The sequence below is a fragment of the Marinobacter salsuginis genome (assembly GCF_009617755.1).
GTDB lineage: Bacteria > Pseudomonadota > Gammaproteobacteria > Pseudomonadales > Oleiphilaceae > Marinobacter > Marinobacter salsuginis.
In genome coordinates, this window is the sequence record NZ_BGZH01000001.1 from 2307690 (window position 1) to 2329458 (window position 21769).

Below are 21769 nucleotides of genomic sequence, written 5' to 3' on the forward strand. Positions count from 1 at the left end.
ATCTTAAGGCCAGCTTAAGAAAACTTCTGGCGGCTCTTAAGCCTGGGTTAAGGCTGGCGCTGTAGTCTGGAAGGCGTACCCAAAGGGAGGCCTTTTATGACAGACCCGCTGATGATGTCCACGTGTTGTCCCCCGGATTCCGGGGAGGTGGTTCCGGTCATCCGTTGTGCCGGTCGCTGGTTTAACGAGATCCGTCCTGACACGGCCATGGCCGAGACAGTTGCGGGTTTTATTCGCCGCCGCTTCCTGCATGCCTATGGCGCTGAACCTTCTTTGCGCATACCTGCGCTTCTGGCCCTGACCACGGCCCAGGGCACACTTCTGGCAGCGGTCGGTGTACGAAACGCCGCGCTGGAAAAACTGTTTCTGGAAGACTATCTGTCGGTGCCGGTGGAATTGGTGATGCCGGTTGCGGGTGTCGAACGCCATCGGATTGCCGAGATTGCCCATCTGGCCGGCGTTGAAGCCGGCGTCAGCCGGTTTCTGTTTGCCTCGCTGTCGGTGTGGCTGGATGGGGCCGGCTATGACTGGGTGGTGTGCACCGGCACGGATCAGCTGCGCAACAGTTTTCACCGCCTGGGTATTGCCACTGAGGTTCTGGCGACGGCGGATCCTGACCGGTTGCCCGACGGGGGCGCCGGCTGGGGGCGCTATTACGATCATCATCCGGTAGTCATGGCTATCCGGGTGGCCGATGGTATGTCCGCCCTCCGGAGTGCGGGTCTGCTCAGGCTGATTCAGCCCGTTGAGTCCGAAGCCGCCGGGAACGAAGCGATGGCAGGAGGCTCCTATGGCCACATTGCCTGAACTTCTGCAACGCCAGGCCGATAAGGAACCCTCAGGCATCGCGCTTCAGGGGCCCGATTCAGCGTTTAGCTATGCCCAGATGATGCAGGCGGCCGCTGCCCTGGCCGATCAGCTGACACGGTTGGGTGTCCGCCGGGCCGGTTTGTGTGGCGACAATTCCGTGGCCTGGATTCTTGCGGATCTGGCGTGCCTGCTGGCCGATGTGGTGTGTGTACCGGTGCCGGTTTTTTTCTCCAGAACACAGACTCAGCATCTGACTGAACGTGCTGACCTTGATTGCCTGCTGTCTGCGGACAAAATCGATGGCGGCGAACACATCGGCCATGGCGTCTGGTTAAAGCATCTGCCTGTGTCTGCTGCCGGGGCCTGGATGCCGGAGCAGACTGCAAAGATCACCTTCACCTCTGGCAGCACCGGCAACCCCAAGGGCGTTTGCCTGTCGGTGGCACAGATGACAGCCACCACGCTGGCTTTGCAGGAGCGCCTTGAAGGCGTCGAGCTTGGGCGGCACCTGTGCATCCTGCCGCTGGCCACACTGCTGGAGAACATTGCCGGTGTTTACCTGCCCCTGCTGATGGGCAGCACGGTGATGGTCGCTCCCTTGCAGGATCTGGGCATGACCGGCAGCAGTGGCCTGGAATTCGGGCGGCTGGTGGAGGGTATAAACAGACACCGGCCACATTCGCTGATCCTGGTGCCAGAGCTGGCCATGGCGCTGGTGTCTGCCGCCGAACAGAAGCATCTTAAAAGCGATTCGTTCCGGTTTCTGGCGGTTGGTGGCGGACGGGTTTCCTTTGACCTGCTTGCCCGTGGCCGCAGTGCCGGCCTGCCCCTCTATGAGGGTTACGGGCTTTCCGAGTGCAGTTCCGTGGTGGCATTGAACGTGCCGGGTACCGAGCGCGAAGGGTCGGTAGGCAAACCACTCTCCCATGTTCAGGTACTGGTGGACGAACGGGGCCACATTCTGGTGGCGGGCAATACCCATCTCGGCTACCTGGGGGATGAACCGGCAGGCGATGAATGGCTGGATACCGGTGATCTGGGTGCCCGGGATGCCGACGGTTTCCTTTCGGTCAGTGGTCGCGCGAAGAATCTTCTTATCACCAGCTTCGGCCGCAACATCAGCCCCGAGTGGCTGGAAAGTGAGCTGATCCAGGCAGTCGGCGCGCGCCAGGCGGTGGTGTTCGGCGATGGTGACCCTCGTCCTTCCGCCCTCGTGGTGGTGCAGGATGGCCGCTCACCGGACGCGTTGCGTTCCCAGCTGGAATCCCTGAACGACACCTTGCCCGACTACGCCCGTTTTTCCGGTGTCTATATCCGCCGTCAGCCTCTGAGTCAGGCCGACGGTTATCTGACCGCAAACGGACGGCCTGTACGCCAGCAGATTCAGGACGACCTGCCGAGCCTGCTGGCCGGCGCGTTTCCGGTTTTCATGAATCTTTCCATCTCAACCCCTGATTTTCCAAACACGCCAGGAGGATCTTTCATGGCATTTTTCGATCGACTGCAGTCCGAAACCGCGCAAGCCCGCGCCCACGTAACCGGCGCACCCGTTATTGCAGCCATCTGCGAGGGTCGGTTTGATCTGACCGGCTATACCTGGTTCCTGACCCAGGCCTATCACCACGTCAAACACACGGTGCCTCTGATGATGGCCTGCGGCGGCCGTCTGCCCGAGCGTCTGGAATTTGTGCGCAAGGCGCTAGTGGAGTACATCGAGGAAGAGTACGGCCACCACGAGTGGATTCTCAACGATCTTGAGGCCTGTGGAGAAGACAAGGAAGCCATCCGTCATGGCAGCCCGGATACCTCCATCGAGCTGATGGTTGCCTACCTTTATGACCGCATCAACCGCGGTAATCCGGCGGCGTTCTTCGGCATGGTTCAGGTGCTTGAAGGTACGTCGATTGAGTTGGCGACACCGCTTGGTGAGGCCATTCAGAAGCAGCTCGGGCTGCCGGATGAGGCCTTCAGCTATCTGTACTCTCACGGAGCCCTGGACCAGGAGCATTTCGAGTTTTTCCGGAACCTGATGAACGACATCACCGATCCGGAAGACCAGCAGGCCATCATTGAGGCTGCGCACATGGTCTATCGGCTTTATGGCGACATGCTGCACAGCATTCCCCTGCCCGAAAGCCGGAAGGAGCAACAACATGAGGCTGCATGACCGCGTTTTCCTGCTGCTGGGTGGCACCGGCGGTATTGGCAAGGCACTGGTTGAACCTCTGGTCAGGGCCGGTGCCCGGGTGATCATTGCTTCCCGGCATCCGGAAAAGCTCGAGCATCGTGAGGGCGTCTCGCTTGCTCATCTGGACCTGGCGGCGCCGGACCTAGACCAACAGCTGGACCGCCTTGGCGATGCCTATCCGGACATTGATGGCGTTATCCACTGTGCCGGGCAGAACCGGTTTGCCAGCCTGGGCAATATGGCCGTCAGTGACCTCGACGCACAGATCGCCGTCAATCTCCGGTCAGCCATGATTGTGGCCCGGCATTTTGCGCCAAGGTTCGAAAGAGCAGGGCAGGGTGCGCTGGTGTTCGTGGGCTCCACCTTCGGCAGCATCGGTTTCCCGGGTTACACCGCCTATTGCGCCAGCAAGTTCGGTCTGCGGGGCTTCACTGAAGCACTGCGCCGGGAGCTGGCCGATACCCCGGTCCAGGTCGTCTATGTGGCACCCCGCGCCACCGCCACGGATATGAATCCGGAAGCCGTAAATGAGCTTAACCGGGCACTGGGCAATGCCATGGACGCGCCTGAAGCGGTGGCGTCGCAGATTCTTGCCGCCATGGAAAACGACGATCGCCGGCGCTTCCTGGGCTGGCCGGAAAAGCTGTTTGTGGTGATCAACGGCATCCTGCCGAGAATTGTCGACAAGGCGATGCTGAAGCAATTGCCGGTCATCCGGCGGTTTCTGAATCCGGGAGTGTTGTCATGAAACGAGTGCTATTGGTGATTCTGTGCCTGGCGGCCCAGCCACTCTGGGCGGCGGCTCTGGAGACCGAACTGGCAGGTATCCAGCATCGCTGGGCGGAGATTCAGTATCAGGTACCGGCGGACGAGAAAGAGAAAGCCTTTGAGGGTTTGGCTGATGAGGCAGAACAGTTCGTCGCCCATTATCCGGGCCGGGCAGAGCCTCTGATCTGGCAGGGTATAGTGTTGAGCACCTACGCCGGCGCCAAAGGTGGCCTGGGGGCCCTGGGGCTGGTGAAGGAGGCCCGTAAATCATTGGAAGCGGCCCTTGAGATTGATCCCGACGCGCTGGATGGCTCGGCGTACACCTCTCTTGGCAGCCTTTATTACCAGGTCCCTGGCTGGCCCCTGGGCTTTGGTGATGATGATAAGGCCCGGCAGTATCTGCAGAAAGCATTGGCCATCAATCCTGATGGCATGGATGCCAATTTCTTCTTTGGCGATTTCCTGCTGGACCAGGGCGAGCCGGAACGCGCCCGGAGTTATCTGCAGAAAGTCCTCGATGCACCCGACAGGGCCGGACGAGACGTCGCCGATGCCGGTCGGCGGGAAGAAGCCAGGAGCCGCCTGGACTCGCTCTGATTCGTCCTCTTCAGAACGGGTTTGCTTCCTGTCAGCGTGGGCTACACTCTTTAATGGAGAGGGGTGAAAATCGTCCGTCAGGAGGACGTGTTGTCCATGGCGTCAAGGTCCGGTAACGGGCAGCAAACTGCTTTGTCTGCCCGTTTTTTTCAGAAGCTGGCCTCAGGGGTTCCTGGAGTCCTCTTCGTATATTGGGTGAGTTCGGAAGGAGATTCCCACCGCTGTCCTTTTATCAGCGAACATGTGCAGTCGCTCTTTGGCATTGATCCCGCAGATCTGAGTGATAACGCGGATGCGATTTTCGCCATGATCCATCCGGAGGATGTTGATGCCGTTATGGCCAGTATCCGTGCCTCGGCAGACAGGTTGAATACCTGGAGCTATCGGGCCCGACTCAGGCTTGAGCATGGCGGTTACGAGTGGTTCGAGGTTAATGCGGAGCCCGAGCGCCAGCCTGATGGCGGCACGCTCTGGTACGGCCAATTCCACAACATCCAGCACTACAAGAACCTGGAGCAGAGCCTGCGCGAAAGTGAGGCGGAGTTTTCCTTCCAGGCCGGGTTCCAGCGACTGATTGCCCGTCTCTCCACCGAATTCATCAATCTGGGCTTTGGCACCATTGATCAGTGTATTGATGAACTTCTGAGATCCATCGGAACGTTTTTCAAGGTAGACAGGGCCTACCTGTACTGCTTTTCCGATGACTATTCCGTGATGACCAATACCCATGAGTGGTGCAGGGACGGTGTGCCCGCTCTGATCGACACACAGCAGGAGGTGTCGATCGACAGTTTTCACTGGTGGCAGGAACAGATCGAGGGGATGGTGAGTGGCAGCCGGGTGGTGTTTATTGAAGATGTCGACCGACTGCCCCGGGAAGCTGCTCCCGAGCGGGCACTGCTTCAGGAGCAGGGGGTGTCATCGATGTTCTGCGTGCCTATCCGGGTACGCGGACGGGTAACGGGCTTTTTCGGCGTTGACTCCCTTCGCCGAAGAACCTGGCGTCTGGACCAGGCCGACCTGTTGATTATTGTTTCCGGCCTGTTATCGGGTGCCCTGGAGCGCAACCGCCTGGAAGAAGAACTGCTGAACCAGTCCATTCGGGACCCGCTGACCGGCCTGCACAATCGCCGTTACCTGATGCCGAGGCTGGATGAAATGCTCGGCCGGAGCAACCGCCGGGGTGAGCGCTTCGCCCTGGCGATCTTCGACATCGATCACTTCAAAAAGATTAACGACTCCATCGGACACCTCGGCGGGGATTATATCTTGCAGCGGTTTGCCGACATTCTGATCAGCCAGACACGCTCCATGGATGTGGTTGCCCGCTTCGGCGGGGAAGAATTCATTGTTGTCTTCAGCGCTGTAGAGCACGGCGATGTACGACAGCTCGTCCAGCGAATTCTCGAAGCTGTGCATGAGGAGCGTTTTGTCTTTGATGACGATGAGATACCGGTGACCGTCAGCGCAGGTGTGGCCGGAATAGAGGAGTTCGTTGACCGCCCAGCCTCGCCGGACGCTCTCATTGCCGGGGCGGATCACAGGCTTTATCTGGCCAAGCAGGCAGGGCGGGACTGTCTTGTTGATGTATCAGGAACATTGCGCATATAAAAAAAGATCATTTCACCTCATATTACTAAATGGTATATCCTTAGATTAAAAGTGATATTTGGATTGTCTAGAGGTGACTGTCATGAGCAACCCGATCGTTCAGCATTTTTTTGATGAACCCACCAATACGTTCAGTTACGTGGTGCGTGACCCGGACAGCCAGGCCTGCGCCATTCTCGATTCGGTCCTGGATTTTGATTACGCCGCGGGCAAAACCGATGTGCGTTCTGCCGATGAAATTATCGAGTACATCCGCAGCAACGATCTGAAGGTCGAGTGGATCCTGGAAACCCACGTCCACGCGGATCACCTGTCTGCCGCGCCCTACCTGCATGAGAAGCTGGGTGGCAAGACCGGCATTGGTGCGCACATTCGCGACGTACAGGAAATTTTCGGCAAGGCGTTCAATGCCGGTACCGAATTCCAGCGCGACGGAAGCCAGTTCGACAAGCTGTTCAAAGAGGGCGACACTTTTGCTATTGGCGGTCTGGAAGGACGCGTTCTGCATACGCCGGGGCATACCCCTGCCTGTCTCACTTATGTGATTGGCGATGCGGCTTTCGTCGGGGACACCCTGTTCATGCCGGACTTTGGCACAGCTCGCTGCGATTTCCCCGGTGGCGATGCCCGCACCCTGTACCAGTCCATCCAGAAGGTGCTGTCCCTGCCTGCGGAAACCCGAATTTTCCTGTGCCACGATTACAAGGCGCCCGGCCGCGATGAGTACCAGCACATGACCACCGTTGCGGAGCAGCGGGCAGCAAACATTCACGTCCACGAAGGTGTTTCCGAGGAAGAGTTCGTGAAAATGCGCACCGAGCGGGATGCAACCCTGGATATGCCGCGGCTGATTCTGCCGTCCGTTCAGGTGAACATGCGGGCAGGCCACATGCCGCCGGCCGAGGACAATGGCCAGGTTTACCTGAAAGTACCGGTTAACCTGTTCTGAGATTCCTGATGAATCTTAAACGTTATCTGCCGATTCTGGACTGGGCGCCAACATACGGCCGTGATCAGGCCACCAGTGACCTGGTGGCCGCGATCATCGTCACCGTCATGCTCATTCCCCAGTCGCTGGCCTATGCTCTGCTGGCCGGGTTGCCCGCCCAGGTGGGGCTGTACGCCAGTATCCTGCCCCTGGTGATTTACGCCGTCTTCGGCACCAGTCGGACCTTGTCCGTCGGGCCTGTGGCCGTGGCCTCGCTGATGACGGCGGCGGCCTTGGCACCGCTGGCCGAGGCAGGAACTCCGGAATACGTGGCCGGTGCCGTTCTGCTGGCCGTTATGTCGGGGTTGATGCTGACGCTGATGGGGGTGCTTCGGCTCGGGTTCCTGGCCAATTTTCTGAGTCATCCTGTGATTTCCGGCTTTATCACGGCCTCTGGAATTGTGATTGCGGCCAGCCAGTTGAAGCATATATTCGGAATTCAGGCCTCCGGCCATAACCTGTTGGAAATCGGTCAGTCACTGTTCCAGTCCATTGGCGATACCAACCTGGCGACCCTGTCTGTTGGCGCAGGGGCGCTGTTGTTTCTGGTGCTGGCCCGCAAACGCTTGAAGCCACTTCTTATGGCGATGGGCCTGGCCCCGAGAATGGCCGACATTCTGACCAAAACCGCGCCCATTCTGGCGGTTCTGGTGACCACCCTGGTGGCTTGGCAATTCCAGCTTGATGGCCAGGGCGTGCGACTGGTCGGGAATGTACCCCAGGGGCTCCCGGAGTTCACCATGCCGAGCCTGGACATGGGCTTGTGGCAGCAACTGGCGGTCAGCGCGTTGCTGATCAGCGTTGTCGGTTTCGTGGAGTCGGTGTCCGTGGGCCAGACTTTGGCGGCCAAACGGCGCCAGCGCATCGATCCTGACCAGGAGCTGATCGGCCTGGGTACTGCCAACCTGGGCGCCGGCTTTTCCGGGGGTATGCCGGTTACCGGTGGTTTCTCCCGTTCCGTCGTCAACTTTGATGCCGGGGCCGAGACTCCGGCCGCTGGCGCCTACGCCGCAGTCGGTATTGCCATGGCGACGCTGTTTCTGACACCGGCCATCGCCTATCTGCCCCAGGCGACGCTCGCCGCCACCATTATTGTTGCGGTGGCTACACTGATTGATCTTCCGGCTCTGGGTCGAACCTGGCGCTATTCCCGCACCGACTTTGGGGCCATGCTCGCAACCATCGTGCTGACCCTGGTGCACAGTGTCGAGGCCGGTATTATCGCCGGGGTGGCGCTGTCCATCGGGCTGTTCCTGTATCGAACCAGTCGGCCCCACAGTGCGGTTGTTGGCCGTGTGCCCGGCACCGAGCATTTCCGCAATGTGCTTCGCCACGATGTTGAACTGTGCCCGAAGGTGACCTTCCTCCGTGTAGATGAGAGCCTGTACTTTGCCAATGCCCGGTTTCTCGAGGAAACCGTGATGGATCTGATGATCCGGGAGCCAGAGCTCAAGGACCTGGTGCTGGTGTGTCCGGCAGTGAACCTGGTGGATGCCTCTGCGCTCGAAAGTCTGGAGGCCATCAACGAGCGTATGAAAGATGCAGGGGTCAGATTGCATCTGGCGGAAGTGAAAGGCCCGGTAATGGACAAGTTGAAAGGGACTGAACTGCTTTCCCACCTGGGTGGCGAGGTTTTCCTGAGTACTTATGAAGCCTGGCAGCGCCTGACCGACCTCGGCAAACTCGAAAAACAGGTCGCCTGATCAATCTGGGCTCGCTTGCACCGGGGGTGGGGCGAGCCGCTAAGATGTCATTCCCGACCCTGTTGCTGCGGTAAGTTCACTATGGGCATGACTGAAAACCTGCTATCCACCAGCCAGTGGATCATTACGTTTCTGCTCTTTCTGGTGATTCTGGTCCGGGCGCTGCGCTCGATTGACTGGCAGGCCTTTCGCAAGGACAACGCACTCCAGCACTCGTTCTTCGGTGCTGCCGTGGTGCTGGGTTTTGTCTGGCAGTTGCGGGCCGGCATTTCACCCGGCCTGGCCATACACGTTTTTGGTATCACGGTGATCACGCTGATGCTGGGGTGGGCCCTGGCAGTGCTGGCGGGCCTTATGGCACTGGTGATCACGGTCATCACCGGCCGCGAGCCGCTGATCATGTTTGCCGCCAACGGGCTGATCACGGTGATGGTGCCTGCCATTGTCAGCCACGGCATCATGCTGTGGGAGCGCCGACGGGATTTCCGGAACTTCTTCGCCTACATCTTCTTCTGCGGGTTCTTCGGTGCGGGTATTTCTGTAGCGGCGGCCGGCACGGTCATGTGCCTGATGCTCTGGACCAGCGGCGTCTACACGTTTGATGAACTCGTACACGAGTACATCCGTTACCTGCCACTGTTCACGATTCCTGAGGGGTTTGTGAACGGCACCTTTGTAACCGGCCTGATGGTGTTTCATCCCGACCGGCTGACCACGCTGGATCAGAGACGGTATCGCTAGGGTTATCCGCCTTGGCGCCCCTCGCCCCGGGCCACAACGGGATTGAGCAAGTCACCGCTCTTGCCGGACTCTGCCTGTGCCCGCCAGTGACGGGTCCAGTCCAGCACTTCACCGGAAGGCATGGGGCGGGCAATGCCGTAACCCTGAACGAAATTGCAGCCCATCCGGCGCAGTGCCCGGGCATGCTCCATGGTTTCCACGCCCTCGGCCAGAACCGGGTGGGCGAACCGCTGGGCGAGGAAGATCACGCTCTCCACAATGGCGTGGTCGCTGGCATCCTCAAGCATATTCCGAACAAAGCTCTGGTCGATCTTGATGATGTCCACCGGCAGGGTGCGCAAATAGGTCAGCGATGAGAAGCCGGTGCCAAAATCGTCCAGCGCCACCTGAAGGCCAAGGCTCTGGCAATGCGCCAGAACATTGCTGGCCCGTTGGGTATCCTCCAGGGCGGTTGATTCCAGAACCTCTAGGGTGATCTGGCCGGGTGCTATCTCGGGATGGCTTTGCAGATAACTCTCAAGATAGTCGGCAAAGGAGCGGTCCATCAGGTGTGGAGCGCTGATGTTGATGCTGACCGCCAGATCCTCGCCAGCCTCTTTCCAGGTGTTCATCTGGTGAATCGCTTCTTTCAGTACCCACTGTCCCAGTGGTACTTCCAGATGACTGTTCTCGACAATCGGCAGAAACTCGCCCGGTGAGACAAGCCCTTTCTGGGGATGATTCCAGCGGATCAGCGCCTCGAAACCGAACAGCTGGCAATCGGTCACGCGGATCTGGGGCTGGAAAAACAGTTCGAACTCCTCGTTTTCCAGAGCACGTGTGAGTTCCATCAACTGGTTGCGTCGGTTCCGGCGGTGCTCATCCAGACCGGGATCGAAAAAGTGATACTGGTTGCGGCCTTTTTCCTTGGCGGAATACATGGCCTGGTCGGCGTGACGAATAAGGCCTTCCGCCTCTGATCCGTCTTCCGGGTAGCGGGTGATGCCAAGACTGGCGGTGAGGGTGACGTTTTGATCGCCCACGGCGACGGGGTCGCCTACAGTGGCCAGGATCCGCTGGTACACCGCATCGTGGTTGTCGTCGCCCTGCAGCAGGAGGACGAATTCGTCGCCACCGATGCGAGCCACGGTGTCGCCGCTCCTCAGAGCACGGGTCAGTCGCTCGGCGAGGGTTCTGAGGGCCTGGTCGCCCGCCAGATGGCCCCATTTGTCATTGATAGCCTTGAAGCCATCCAGGTCCAGATAGCACACGGACACGGTACGATGTTGCCGGTCGGCGTGATTACGGGCCGTGCGCAGGCGCTCTTCCAGCAACTGGCGGTTGGGCAGGCCGGTCAGGTCGTCGTAGTTGGCTGCCCGGTCCAGCTCACGCGCATGGTTCTTGAGCGCCGTGATATCAGAGAACGCTGCCACGTGGTAATACTGCCCCGGTTCCTCCAGATGGACACGGCTGATGGAAAGCAGTTCAACATACTCTTCACCGTTTTTCCGCCGGTTCCAGATTTCGCCCCGCCAGTGGTCGGTTTTCTCGATGGTGCGCCACATGGAGCGGTAGTACTCACCGGAGTGGCGGCCAGAGCTGAGGATCGCCGGGTTCAGTCCCAGAACTTCCTGCCGGCTGTAGCCGGTGATCCGTGAAAACGCGGGATTCACATCCAGGATCCGATTGGACTGGTCGGTGATCAGGATGGCTTCGTGGCTGCGATCGAACACGCTGGCCGCGATGCGCAGGCCCCGTTCGCCGTGCTTCCGGTCCGAGATATTGTTCTGAATGGCGATAAAGCCGGGTGCGACGCCCTGTTCGTTACCGATTGGAACGCAATAGATATGCACCCAGTAAGGCTCGCCGGCCCGGGTGTAATGGAGGATGTCTTCCTCAATGACCTCGGCCTTGTGCAGCTTCTGGTTGATGCGTTTGATGGTGTCAGGGTCTGTGTCCGGCCCGTACAGCACTTCCTTTGGCAGACGTCCGCGCACCTCCTCAAGCTGATACCCCGTGTGCTCCTCAAAACTTGGGTTTACCCATTCAATGCGACCGGCATCATCCAGCATCACCAGAAAATTGGGTGTGACCGACGCAATCATTGCCAGGCGATTGGGGTCGATGTCTGCGGGCGGTGCAATCGTGGTGGGGGATCTGGGCATGAGAGTCAGTAATGTGTGCTCCGGTGTGTCAATTTACGAACTCCCCTCCCTGTGAGACCTGTCGTAAGTGTCAGGGCATGCTACCGGAATAGACCTGAAAAGCCATGGGTAAATGGTCTGGATGAGTTGATAGATGTCAGTTTTGCGCCAATTACCTATGGGTCAGCGCCAGCGCGAGTGTTTCTGGAGTTTGCGTTGCAGGGTGCGGCGGTGCATGTTCAGAGCCCGGGCCGTGGCAGAGACGTTGCCCTCGTTCTCGTTGAGAACCCGCTGGATATGCTCCCACTCCATTTCCTCGACTGAAGGCGGCTCCGCCCGGAGATCGGGTGGTGCATCGATCGGCTCGAATCCGGCCAGCAACTGGTTGACCGTTACAGGTTTGCACAGATAGTTCACCGCGCCCCGGCGCATGGCCTCGACCGCCGTGGCGATACTGCCGTAACCGGTGAGCACCAGTATTTCGAGATCCGGATGCAGGTCCAGCAATTCCGGTAGCAGTTGCAGTCCGCTCTCACCGGCCAGGTTCAGATCCAGAACGCAGCGGTGAAACGTTCCGTTCAGCAGAGCGTTTTTTGCCTCCTGGTGCCCGTGGGCAAGCTGGGCCTCAATACCCTGGCGGGCAAGTGAACGCTGAAGCACTTGCAAAAAAGCGTCGTCGTCATCAATCAGTAGCCAAGCCTGTTGTTTGCTCACGCCTGTTCTCCCCATGGGCTGTTGGTCGCTGACGCTATTGGCAGCTCAATGATGACGGTGGTGCCTTCGGCGCTGCCGCGGGCTTTCAGGTTACCGCCAAGACGCTGGATGGTAGCGTTGGAGAGGAAAAGGCCAACTCCCAGCCCGTTCTCTGAACTGACCACCCTCTCCCCGAGCGTACCTTCCGGGGTGGATTCCAGACCGTCGCCGTGGTCCTCGACAACCAGTTCCATCAGGCCGTCGGCACTTTCCCGGGCGGACACGGCGACCCAGGACGGGCTGGCTGTCACCGCGTTGGCCAACACATTGAGCACGGCCTGATCGAGGGTGGCGTCCACGGCAACCGGGGAGTCCGGTACCGGCTGTCGCCATTGAATGGGGGCACCCGGCCAGAGGAGAGTGGCTGATTCCCGAAGGCGTGCGACCCAGTCCCGGGCGGCCAGGGTTTCCAGTTGCGCGGTCTTGGCCTCAACGGCAGCCCTCGACAATTGTTGCAGGTGGGCACTGCAAAGACCCAGTTGACTCTCCATCAGCGCAAGATCGTCTGCCATTGGCGCACCCCCCGGAACGGCGGATTTCATTTCGTCCACCAACAACGTCATGGTGTTCAGCGGTGTGCCCAGGCGATGGGCGACGGCCGCGGCGGAAAGCCCCAGGGCGATGATCTGCTCATCCCGAAGCCGTGTCTCGCGTATCTGCGCAAGCTGGGCCTGTTGCTGGCGCAAACGTCGGGCGAGAGCGCCGACAACCAGTAGCAGGATGGCGGCGGTTGTGGCGAAGGTGACCCACATGCCTACCAGGTGCAACTGGGCGAGGTTGGCGCTGTGATGTTCATGGGTCACCGGCGTATGCCAGATCACCAGTGAGGTATAGACCGCCACCCCGGCAACGGTGACGGCAATACTCTGGCCCATTGGCACCAGCACAATGGCAACGGCGATGGGCAACAACAGCAGGGAGACCAGAGGATTGGTGTAGCCGCCCGTCAGGTAAAGCCAAGCTCCGATCATCAGCAGATCGACGATGAGCACCAGGCTGACGACCCGGGTCGAGCGGGGCGGGCGTCGGGTAAACCAGAGCCAGGCCAGGGTTGCCAGAACGCCGTATGCCATTAGCAGGATAACCGCTTCGGCACGATGGGCCAGCGTGACCATGGTTTCTGCCACGGCGATCGAAATCAGCTGCAGCGCAACAATAGTCAAACGCATGCCCAGCAGATAGCGGGCAGTTTGTTGAAATCCGGTCTGTGAGTGGGTCAGCCATTCCATACCGGGCATTCTAGCCGCTTTTTACGCCGGGATACGCGGTAATACCTCCGAGGGGATGCGGCATTTGGTCTCAGGCGCAAGCGCCGGCTGACCTTTATGATTGGCGCCAACTATCTGAGCTGGTCAGGACAAGGTTGTATGGCGACGGTAATTGGAGCGCGTTTTATCGGATTGTGTGCTGCGGGATTGGTTTCACTGCCCGCCGGGGTGATGGCCCAGGAGATTTCACCCGAGCTACCCGTGATCCGGGTGACCGAAGGGCAAAGCAATGAAGAAGCGTCGAGCCAGTTGGCTCCAGAACCGGTCGAACGTTTGTCTGCCAATCCCTCAGTGTCTCTTTCCCGAATGGGTGGACGCGGGCTGGAGCCGGTTATCCGGGGCCAGAGTCAGGAGCGGGTGGATGTGCTTCTGGACGGCGTTCGCGTTGAAGGCGCCTGCCCGAATCGCATGGACCCGCCCACCAGTCGTCTGAGTTCGGCGCTGGCGCCCTTGCTGGAAGTGCGCACCAGTAACCAGACCCTGCGCTGGGGCCCTATTTCCGGCGGCCAGGTGGTTGCGACCACGGTCGCGCCCGTGTTTGACGGTTCAGGCGCGACGGGTCATCTCACCGTGGGTGGCACAGACAACGGCAATGGCAAGCTGGTCAATGGCAGTGTCGCAGTGGGTAGCGACAGTGCCTGGCTTCGCCTCGCAGGGGGATACGACGAGGCGGACGATTACGAGGACGGCGACGGCAACGAGGTCCGCAGCGCCTACAAGAACTCCGAGGCTCGCCTGGATGCGGCGTGGAAGGCGGATAATGGTTTCTTCATCAAGGGTCTGGTGAGCCGGCAGGAAGAGCGGGATGTCAAATACGCCGGCTCCGGCATGGATGCGCCGAAAACCGATACCGACATCATGCGCCTGGAGCTTGGTTCTCCGGTGGCGAACGGCAACTGGAACCTGCTGGCCTGGCAGGCGGATGTCGACCACATCATGGATAACTTCAGTCTCCGTGAATCCATGATGAAAATGCTGACGGATTCCGAGACCGAAACCCGGGGCTTGCGCCTGACCCTGGATCAGAGCCCGGATGCCCGAACAGACTGGGCCATTGGCGCCGATATTGAGACCAATAACTGGTACGCCGAACGGTTCGGCGGAGCCAATCTTGATGTGCTCACCTCCGTACTCTGGCCCGACGTGGATCGAGACCGCTTCGGCCTCTTTGCCGAGCGCTTCTACCGGGTAACTCCCGAATTGAAGCTTGGCGGTGGCGTGCGGTACGACCGCGTGGAAATGTCTGCAGCGGCAGCCGATGATGTGTTCGGCAGTGGCATGATGGCCATGTCCGCGGCCGACGCCTACGAGTCGATCTACGGCACCACGAACACCGATGTTGCCGATGATAATTTCAGCGGTTTTGTCAGCAGCGATTGGCGATTCTCTTCGGTCCAGTCGATGGTGGTTACGGCCAGCCACAGCGTCCGCAGCCCGGGCGTGACGGAGCGTTACATTGCCAGCTGGAACAACATGGACCCGTCCAGGCGCTGGGTGGGCAACCCTGCACTGGACCCTGAGACCCACCGCAAGCTGGAACTCGCGATGCCCGGCCGGAGTAACGGCTGGAACTGGCGCCCGGCCGTGTGGGTGGATCAGGTGAATGATTTTGTCCTGCGTACTCGTAATGCTGACCAGGTCAGCGTCTACCGCAATATTGATGCGCGCCTGATGGGCGTTGAAGCACAGCTTGGGTGGAGCAATGGCACCTGGAACACCAACAGCAGCCTGGCATCGGTTCGGGGTGAAAATCGCGACGATAACCAACCGCTGCCGCAGATTCCGCCGGTGCAGTTTGTTCAGACCCTCGGCTGGCAGCGCATGGGCCATGCCCTTGAACTGGAGTGGGTGCTGGCCCGCCGCCAGGATCGCGTGGATCTGGAATCCGGTCAGGATCCCGGCACGTCACCGGGTTATGGCGTGCTGAACCTGTCCGGCAGTCACCCTCTTGCAGACTATCTGAGTGTCACCTGGGCCGTGGATAACCTGTTCGACAATACCTGGGCACCTCACGTCAGTCGGGCCAACACTGATCCATTTAATCCCGAAGCCGTAAGAGTAAATGAGCCTGGCCGGACCCTGCGTGCCGCACTGACAGCCAGGTGGTAAGACCTTGTATGGCGGTTACCCGTTTCTCATAGCTGGCGGGTGACATTGATGCCCCGGGTGGATCCAACTCCTCCACCCGGGGCTTTTTTGTTCCTGCTCAATGTAAGCCCTGCCTCAGCCTGTTAAACTTCTTTTTAATTAAAGAATATGCTTATAACCAAAACAAGGTGGCTGTATGCATCCGGCGGGACGCTTTTTCAATGTGATTGTGTTGGCGCTCATGCCTGCGTGGGCAACGGCTCAACCGGATTACGAGGTTGTGGAACGAGTCACTCTCCGTGAAACGATCCATCTCGATGGCGTCATTGAGGCCGTACAGCAAAGTACCGTCTCTGCCCAGACCAGTGGCACTGTCCAGAGCCTTCCCTTCGATGTGGATGATTCCGTGACCGCCGGTGAGCTGATTGTCCAGCTGGAGGACAGTGAGCAGCGATCCCGTTTGCGCCAGGCACAAGCCGGGCTGGAAGAGGCCGAGGCAGCACTGGTGGACGCACGCCAGCGGTTTAACCGGATTGAGGCAGTCCACGAACGGGGGCTGGTATCCCGGCAGGAGTTCGATCAGGCCCGCAACAACCTGGCCGCTGCCCGGGCCCGGGTAGAGCGCGCCAGTGCCGCCGTTTCCGAGGCGCAGGAGCAGCTTTCCTATACCCGTGTGGTGGCGCCCTATGGCGGCATCCTGACCGAACGCCACGTTGAGGTTGGCGAAGCGGTCAATCCCGGCCAGCCGCTGCTCAGTGGCTTGTCTCTGGAACAGCTTCGGGTTGTCGTCGATCTGCCCCAGAAATACGCCGAACTGGCGCGTACGGAGCGTCAGGCCCAGGTTACCCTGGCCGACGGCCGGGTGCTGGAAACCGGTGAAATGACTTTCTATCCCTATGCGAATCCGCAAACCCATACTTTCCGCCTGCGCATGCGCCTGAGTGAGCCCAACGGTTCCCTGTTTCCCGGCATGCTGGTGAAAGTCAGCGTGCCGGTTGCCACCCGGGAGGCCCTGTGGGTTCCGTTCAGCAGCCTGATTCAACGCAGTGAACTCAGGGCGGTATTTGTGCTCGATGATCAGGATCAGCCCAGGCTGAGGCAGGTTCGCACCGGGGCGCGAGACAATGGCCGGCTGGAGATTCTTGCGGGCCTGAGCGAGGGCGAGCGGGTAGTCACAAACCCGTCTGTACTGGTGGGCAGCGAGCGCCTGAATCCGCTTGAAAGAACGGGCGAGGAGTCGAACCCGTGAGCCGTGATCTGCCGCCCGTTGGTCCATCCGGTGCCATCGCCCGGGTTTTCCAGAACAACCATCTGACACCGCTGCTGGCCATTCTGGCAATTATTCTGGGCATCCTGGCCGTGGTGGTTACGCCCAAAGAAGAAGAGCCCCAGATTGACGTCACCATGGCCGATATCATGGTGGCCTTTCCCGGCGCCAGTACCCGGGAGGTGGAAAGCGCGATTGCCACGCCCGCCGAACAGGTGATGAGTGAGATCAAAGGCGTCGAACACGTCTATTCGTTATCCCGCCAGGGCCAGGCGGTGATCACGGTGCAGTTCGAGGTGGGTATTCCACGGCAGGAAGCCCTGGTGCGGCTGTACAACCAGGTGTACTCCAACCAGGACTGGCTGCCGCCAAACCTGGGCGCGACCCAGCCGGTGATCAAGCCCAAGGGCATCGATGATGTGCCGGTGATGACCCTGACCCTCTACGATCCGGTCAACGGCCATACGGGTGAGGAACTGACCCGCCTGGCGCACATGCTGGAAGTCGCCCTGAAACGGGTTCCCGGTACCCGGGATGTCTATACCACCGGTGGCATTCCGGATCGCGTGGATATCCGGTTCGATCCGGCGTTGCTGGCGGGGTTCAATCTCACCATCGACGATATCCGTAACGCCCTGGCGGCGGCCAACACCAGCAGCCAGGAGGCCCGGATTACCCGGGACAACCTGTCGATACCTGTCCAGGCCGGAACGCTTCTGGAAACCGTGGAGGATGTCCGGCGCCTGGTGGTGGGTATGTACAACGGCGCAGCGGTGTACCTGGAAGATGTGGCGGATGTCAGCCGCGGTGGCACCGTGGTGGACCAGAGCGTGATGGCCGGATTCGGGCCGGCCCACGAGGCCGGCCGGCCCGGTGAGGTTTACCCGGCGGTGACCCTGGCCATCGCCAAGAAACCGGGCGAGAACGCCATCAACGTTACCACGGCCATTGAAGAGCGTCTGGCGCAGCTGCGCAACCGGGCCCTGCCGGAATCCGTGGAGGTTCTGGTAACCCGGGACTATGGTGTGACCGCTTCCCAGAAAGCCCGCAAACTGATAACCGATCTGATCTCCGCCACCCTCTGCGTTGTGTTGCTGGTGCTGGCGGCCATGGGCTGGCGCCAGGCGCTGATTGTCGGCATTGCGGTGCTGATCACCCTGCTTCTGACCCTGGTGTTCTCCTGGGCCTGGGGTTTCACCCTGAACCGCGTCTCCCTGTTTGCGCTGATCTTCTCCATCGGCATTCTGGTGGACGACGGCATCGTGATCACCGAGAACATCAACCGGCGGATCCAAAACACCCGGCGGGCGGTGAAGGACATTATTCCCGTTGCCGTGGACGAGGTGGGCACCCCCACCATTATGGCCAGCCTCACTATCATGGCGGCGCTGATTCCGATGGCCTTTGTCAGTGGCCTGATGGGCCCTTACATGAGCCCGATTCCGATCAACGCCTCGGCCGGTATGGTGCTGTCCCAGATTGTTGCCTTTGTGGTGGCGCCCTGGCTGGCCTTCCGGTTGCTCAAGCACAAGAAGGGTGAGCAGGCGGCGGAAGCCGAGGAGGCTTCTAGCTCTGCCGATGGTGTCAGTCCAGTATCCCTGCGAATTTTCCGGACAGTGCTCGGGCCGTTCCTGGGTGATCATCCCTGGCGACGCCGTTTGCTGGCGCTGGGTGTGGTGGGCCTGACCCTGGCCTCCACCTCGCTGCCGGTGTTCCAGGCGGTGATCCTGAAGATGCTGCCGTTCGACAACAAGTCCGAGTTGCAGGTGGTGGTGGATATGCCCGAGCGCACGCCCATGGAGCAGACCCAGCGGGTGTTGATGGAAATGGGCAGCTATCTGGAAACGGTGGATGAGGTGGCCAACTGGCAGACCTACGCCGGCACCGCGTCGCCGATCAATTTCAACGGTCTGGTCAGGCAATACTACCTGCGTGGCGACCCTTACCACGGCGATATCCAGGTCAATCTTATTCATGAGGAGCGCCGGGAACGTCAGTCCCACGCCATTGCCCAGTCCCTGCGGGGGCCGCTGACCGAAATCGGTAAGCAGTACGGCGCCAGCGTCAAGATTGTCGAGGTGCCGCCCGGTCCGCCGGTGTTGTCACCGGTGGTGGCGGAGATCTACGCGGTGGATGAAACCCGCCGGGCGGAACTGGCCCGCCAGGTGGCCGAGGGCATGAGCGAGGTGGATGGCCTGGTGGATATCGATACCACGCTAGAAGCGCCCACACGACAATGGGAAGTGGTTGTGGATCGGGCCCGCGCGGCAAGGCTTGGCGTGTCCCAGGCCCAGGTGGTCGGTGCCCTCCAGACGGCCCTGGGCGGTACCAGTGTCAGCTTCCTGCACGATGACCATGCCAAGTACCCTGTTCCAATTCGTGTGATTCTGAGCGAAGGTGACAAGGCCCAGCCCTCGGTATTGTTATCCCTGAACGTGCGAAGTCGTGATGGCAACCTCGTCCCGCTGGCGAGTATTGCCGACGTTCGCGAGGCCGACTGGATGGGCGCGATTTACCACAAGGATTTGCTGCCGGTGACCTACGTGACGGCGGATATGGCAGGAGAGGTCGATTCGCCGCTGTACGGCATGTTTGCCATGGTGGAGCGCCTGAACCAGCAGGAGGGAGCGCCAGAGCAGTATTTCATCGATCAGCCCCCGTTGCCGGAAAAAGGCACTCTGAAATGGGACGGTGAATGGCAGATTACTTACGAGACCTTCCGGGATATGGGCGCCGCCTACAGCGTGGGCGTGTTCATGATCTTCGTGTTGCTGGTGGCCCAGTTCCGCTCCTATATTCTGCCGCTGGTGATCATGGCGCCCATTCCCCTGACGATGATCGGCATCATGCCCGGCCATGCCCTTCTGGGGCGGGAATTTACCGCCACCAGCATGATCGGCATGATTGCCCTGGCCGGCATCATCGTGCGCAATTCCATCCTGTTGGTGGTGTTTATTCGGCAGTTGATCGAGGAGGGTGTCGAACTGGACGAAGCGGTGGTCCTGGCCGGCGCGGTGCGCATCAAGCCCATCGCCCTGACGGCGATTTCGGCGATGGTGGGGGCTTACTTCATCCTGAACGATCCGATTTTCAACGGCCTGGCGATATCCCTGGTGTTCGGTCTGGCCATGTCCACGTTACTGACCGTGCTGGTGGTGCCCCTGCTGTATTACACCCTGGCGCGCTGCAAGTGGGTGTGACGCGGGGTGTTTACGCCTGGCATGGCACCAGGACGCTGTCGGAACTGATGATCCGGTTCCGCCCCGCGTCCTTGGCGTTATAGAGGTACTCGTCGGCACGGCCGATCAGGCTGCGAAGGTCGGCGCCGTCCGGACCAAACTGGGCAATGCCGCCGCTGATGGTGAGCCTGATGGCTTGGTCCTGATAGGACACGGGGTTTGACTCGATCTCATTCCGGATCTTTTCGGCCACCCGATGAGCCTGGTCTGCGGTGGTGTTGGTGAGCAGAATGGCGAACTCTTCACCGCCCAGTCGTGTGGCAAGATCGGTTGCTCTCAGCGATGCCCGCAGTGTGCCGGCAACATGCCTGAGCGCCCGGTCGCCCGCCTCGTGACCATGTTGATCATTGACCTGTTTGAAGTGGTCCAGGTCCAGCACCAGCATGGACAGCGGGGTTCCGTTGCGGAGGCTGCGCTTGCGCTCCTGCTCGAAAACGTCGCTCAGGCGTGCCCGGTTGGCGAGACCCGTCAGCGCATCGGTCTGGGCCATTTTCAGTAGGCGGGATTCGGATTGCTCCCGGGTGATCTCGTAAATATGGGAGAAGGCCAGAATGGTCAGGGACATCAGCCCCATGTTGGCAATCGGAAGCGGCTGCATCAGCTCCGGCGCATCGTGGAATTTGAAGAAGAAAATCACTGCCGCCGTAACCATGAACACGGCGGATACCAGAAGACCCAGCCGCCGCCCCATCAGAAGGTGAGAAAGGATGGGAATTAACAGAACCCAGGCGAATACGGTTGTTGTCGCCCGGGGAGACGTGAGCGCGAACATCATGGTGATGCAAAAGGGCAGGATAAACGCCAGGATCCATCGTTCCAGGTGTTTGGTGTTCCCGATTGCCCAGAAAATGAAAACCGAGTAGCACGCCATGCCAATCTCGGCAAAGGCCAGGGGATAATTCCCTCTCTGCATGTTAAGCGTAAAGAAAAGCAGGCCACTGACGGCGGTCAGAATCAGCAGCGTTTTCAACACGGCCTTGCGGTACGGACGGGCAAGGTGCTTCTGTGATTCCGTATAGCTTTCCATGGGTTCGGTCTGGGCATCCGGCGCGCTGGAGTGATATGTATAAAGAGGTTCCACATGCTGCAAGCTCCGGCCATTAGATCAGAAATCCGGCAGTATAGCCGCCCATCTTCTACTAAAGTCTAAGGTGTGGAGGTTCCTCAACGAGTCGGCCAGTAGCGTTGCATTTCCACGAACAGGAACGAGGCGCTCCAGGTGATCAGAACCAGTCCGGCCAGCGCCTCTATGCCGGTGAGAAAGCGCAGAATACCGAAAGGTTCGATATCGCCGTAGCCAAGAGTCGTGAAGGTGGTGAAGGAAAAGTAGGCGCAGTCCAGGATGCTGCCGCTGAAATTACCGGTTAAATGGCCCCAGCCCTCGGCGTGGTGCATGAAATAGAAGGCACTGGCAAAGATCCACACCTGGAGGGTGTGCGCGGCAAGAATGCCGAAGACGGCAGCGATCAGTCGGAAACGGTGACTCTGGCGCATTCTCGACAGAAGACTGCTTAGATTCAGGAGCACTTCGTGATGGATCAGCACCACAACGGCAACGATCAGCCCGTTAATGAGCGTTGCGTTGAGGAGATTGACATGATGTTCTGCTGCCAACAATGATGCTC

General features: G+C 59.9%; 16 protein-coding genes. 11 read left to right on the forward strand and 5 right to left on the reverse strand.

The genetic code is table 11. From position 1 onward, the window contains the following. The first annotated feature begins 96 nt into the window (after nt 1-96). The 8 genes from GJU83_RS10455 to GJU83_RS10490 all read left to right on the forward strand — a co-directional run bounded on the left by GJU83_RS10455 (nt 97) and on the right by GJU83_RS10490 (nt 9406). On the forward strand, nt 97-807 hold the full coding sequence (locus GJU83_RS10455) for a thermostable hemolysin (RefSeq protein ID WP_174805024.1): 711 nt from the start codon (nt 97-99) through the stop codon (nt 805-807). Further along, on the forward strand, nt 791-2977 hold the full coding sequence (locus tag GJU83_RS10460; RefSeq protein ID WP_153634280.1) for an AMP-binding protein: 2187 nt from the start codon (nt 791-793) through the stop codon (nt 2975-2977). Before GJU83_RS10455 ends, GJU83_RS10460 begins: the two co-directional genes overlap by 17 nt. Next, on the forward strand, nt 2964-3746 hold the full coding sequence (locus GJU83_RS10465; protein ID WP_153634281.1) for an SDR family oxidoreductase: 783 nt from the start codon (nt 2964-2966) through the stop codon (nt 3744-3746). The genes GJU83_RS10460 and GJU83_RS10465 overlap by 14 nt, the downstream gene beginning before the upstream one ends. Continuing rightward, entirely contained in the window at nt 3743-4363 is a 621-nt protein-coding gene (locus tag GJU83_RS10470; protein WP_136630670.1) for a tetratricopeptide repeat protein, read from the forward strand. The genes GJU83_RS10465 and GJU83_RS10470 overlap by 4 nt, the downstream gene beginning before the upstream one ends. Nucleotides 4364-4459: 96 nt before the next feature. Next, the gene (locus GJU83_RS10475) at nt 4460-5974 is read left to right on the forward strand and encodes a diguanylate cyclase (RefSeq protein WP_153634282.1); all 1515 of its coding nucleotides are present in this window, start codon (nt 4460-4462) and stop codon (nt 5972-5974) included. Between the two features lie 82 nt (nt 5975-6056). Further along, a complete protein-coding gene (locus GJU83_RS10480; protein WP_069182633.1) occupies nt 6057-6923 on the forward strand; it encodes an MBL fold metallo-hydrolase in 867 nt (288 codons plus the stop codon). Between the two features lie 8 nt (nt 6924-6931). Beyond that, on the forward strand, nt 6932-8665 hold the full coding sequence (locus GJU83_RS10485) for a SulP family inorganic anion transporter (RefSeq protein ID WP_069182634.1): 1734 nt from the start codon (nt 6932-6934) through the stop codon (nt 8663-8665). Between the two features lie 81 nt (nt 8666-8746). Then, nucleotides 8747-9406: an energy-coupling factor ABC transporter permease gene (locus GJU83_RS10490; protein ID WP_153634283.1), complete on the forward strand. Its 660-nt coding sequence runs from the start codon at nt 8747-8749 to the stop codon at nt 9404-9406. Nucleotides 9407-9408: 2 nt separating this feature from the next. Here the strand turns inward: GJU83_RS10490 and GJU83_RS10495 are convergent, their stop codons facing one another. The 3 genes from GJU83_RS10495 to GJU83_RS10505 form a co-directional block, all read right to left on the reverse strand. Continuing rightward, complete coding sequence (locus GJU83_RS10495; protein WP_153634284.1) at nt 9409-11550, reverse strand: GGDEF and EAL domain-containing protein; 2142 nt, start codon at nt 11548-11550, stop codon at nt 9409-9411. A 162-nt stretch (nt 11551-11712) separates the two neighbouring features. Next, entirely contained in the window at nt 11713-12243 is a 531-nt protein-coding gene (locus GJU83_RS10500) for a response regulator transcription factor (RefSeq protein WP_069182637.1), read from the reverse strand. Continuing rightward, the gene (locus GJU83_RS10505; RefSeq protein WP_069182638.1) at nt 12240-13511 is read right to left on the reverse strand and encodes a sensor histidine kinase; all 1272 of its coding nucleotides are present in this window, start codon (nt 13509-13511) and stop codon (nt 12240-12242) included. The genes GJU83_RS10500 and GJU83_RS10505 overlap by 4 nt, the downstream gene beginning before the upstream one ends. Nucleotides 13512-13649: 138 nt before the next feature. On the opposite strand from GJU83_RS10505, the gene GJU83_RS10510 reads away from it, so the two are divergent. The 3 genes from GJU83_RS10510 (at nt 13650) to GJU83_RS10520 (ending at nt 20105) form a co-directional block, all read left to right on the forward strand. Then, nucleotides 13650-15659 (forward strand): TonB-dependent receptor domain-containing protein, encoded by a 2010-nt coding sequence (locus GJU83_RS10510; RefSeq protein WP_228715171.1) that lies wholly within the window; start codon nt 13650-13652, stop codon nt 15657-15659. A gap of 175 nt (nt 15660-15834) precedes the next feature. Continuing rightward, a complete protein-coding gene (locus GJU83_RS10515) occupies nt 15835-16887 on the forward strand; it encodes an efflux RND transporter periplasmic adaptor subunit (RefSeq protein WP_153634285.1) in 1053 nt (350 codons plus the stop codon). After that, complete coding sequence (locus tag GJU83_RS10520; RefSeq protein ID WP_153634286.1) at nt 16884-20105, forward strand: efflux RND transporter permease subunit; 3222 nt, start codon at nt 16884-16886, stop codon at nt 20103-20105. The genes GJU83_RS10515 and GJU83_RS10520 overlap by 4 nt, the downstream gene beginning before the upstream one ends. A 10-nt stretch (nt 20106-20115) precedes the next feature. Here the strand turns inward: GJU83_RS10520 and GJU83_RS10525 are convergent, their stop codons facing one another. Both GJU83_RS10525 and GJU83_RS10530 read right to left on the reverse strand, forming a co-directional pair. Continuing rightward, a complete protein-coding gene (locus GJU83_RS10525; protein ID WP_228715172.1) occupies nt 20116-21225 on the reverse strand; it encodes a GGDEF domain-containing protein in 1110 nt (369 codons plus the stop codon). An 83-nt stretch (nt 21226-21308) separates the two neighbouring features. Then, nucleotides 21309-21758, reverse strand: a complete 450-nt coding sequence (locus GJU83_RS10530; protein WP_136630730.1) for a potassium channel family protein — start codon at nt 21756-21758, stop codon at nt 21309-21311. Nucleotides 21759-21769: the final 11 nt, after the last annotated feature.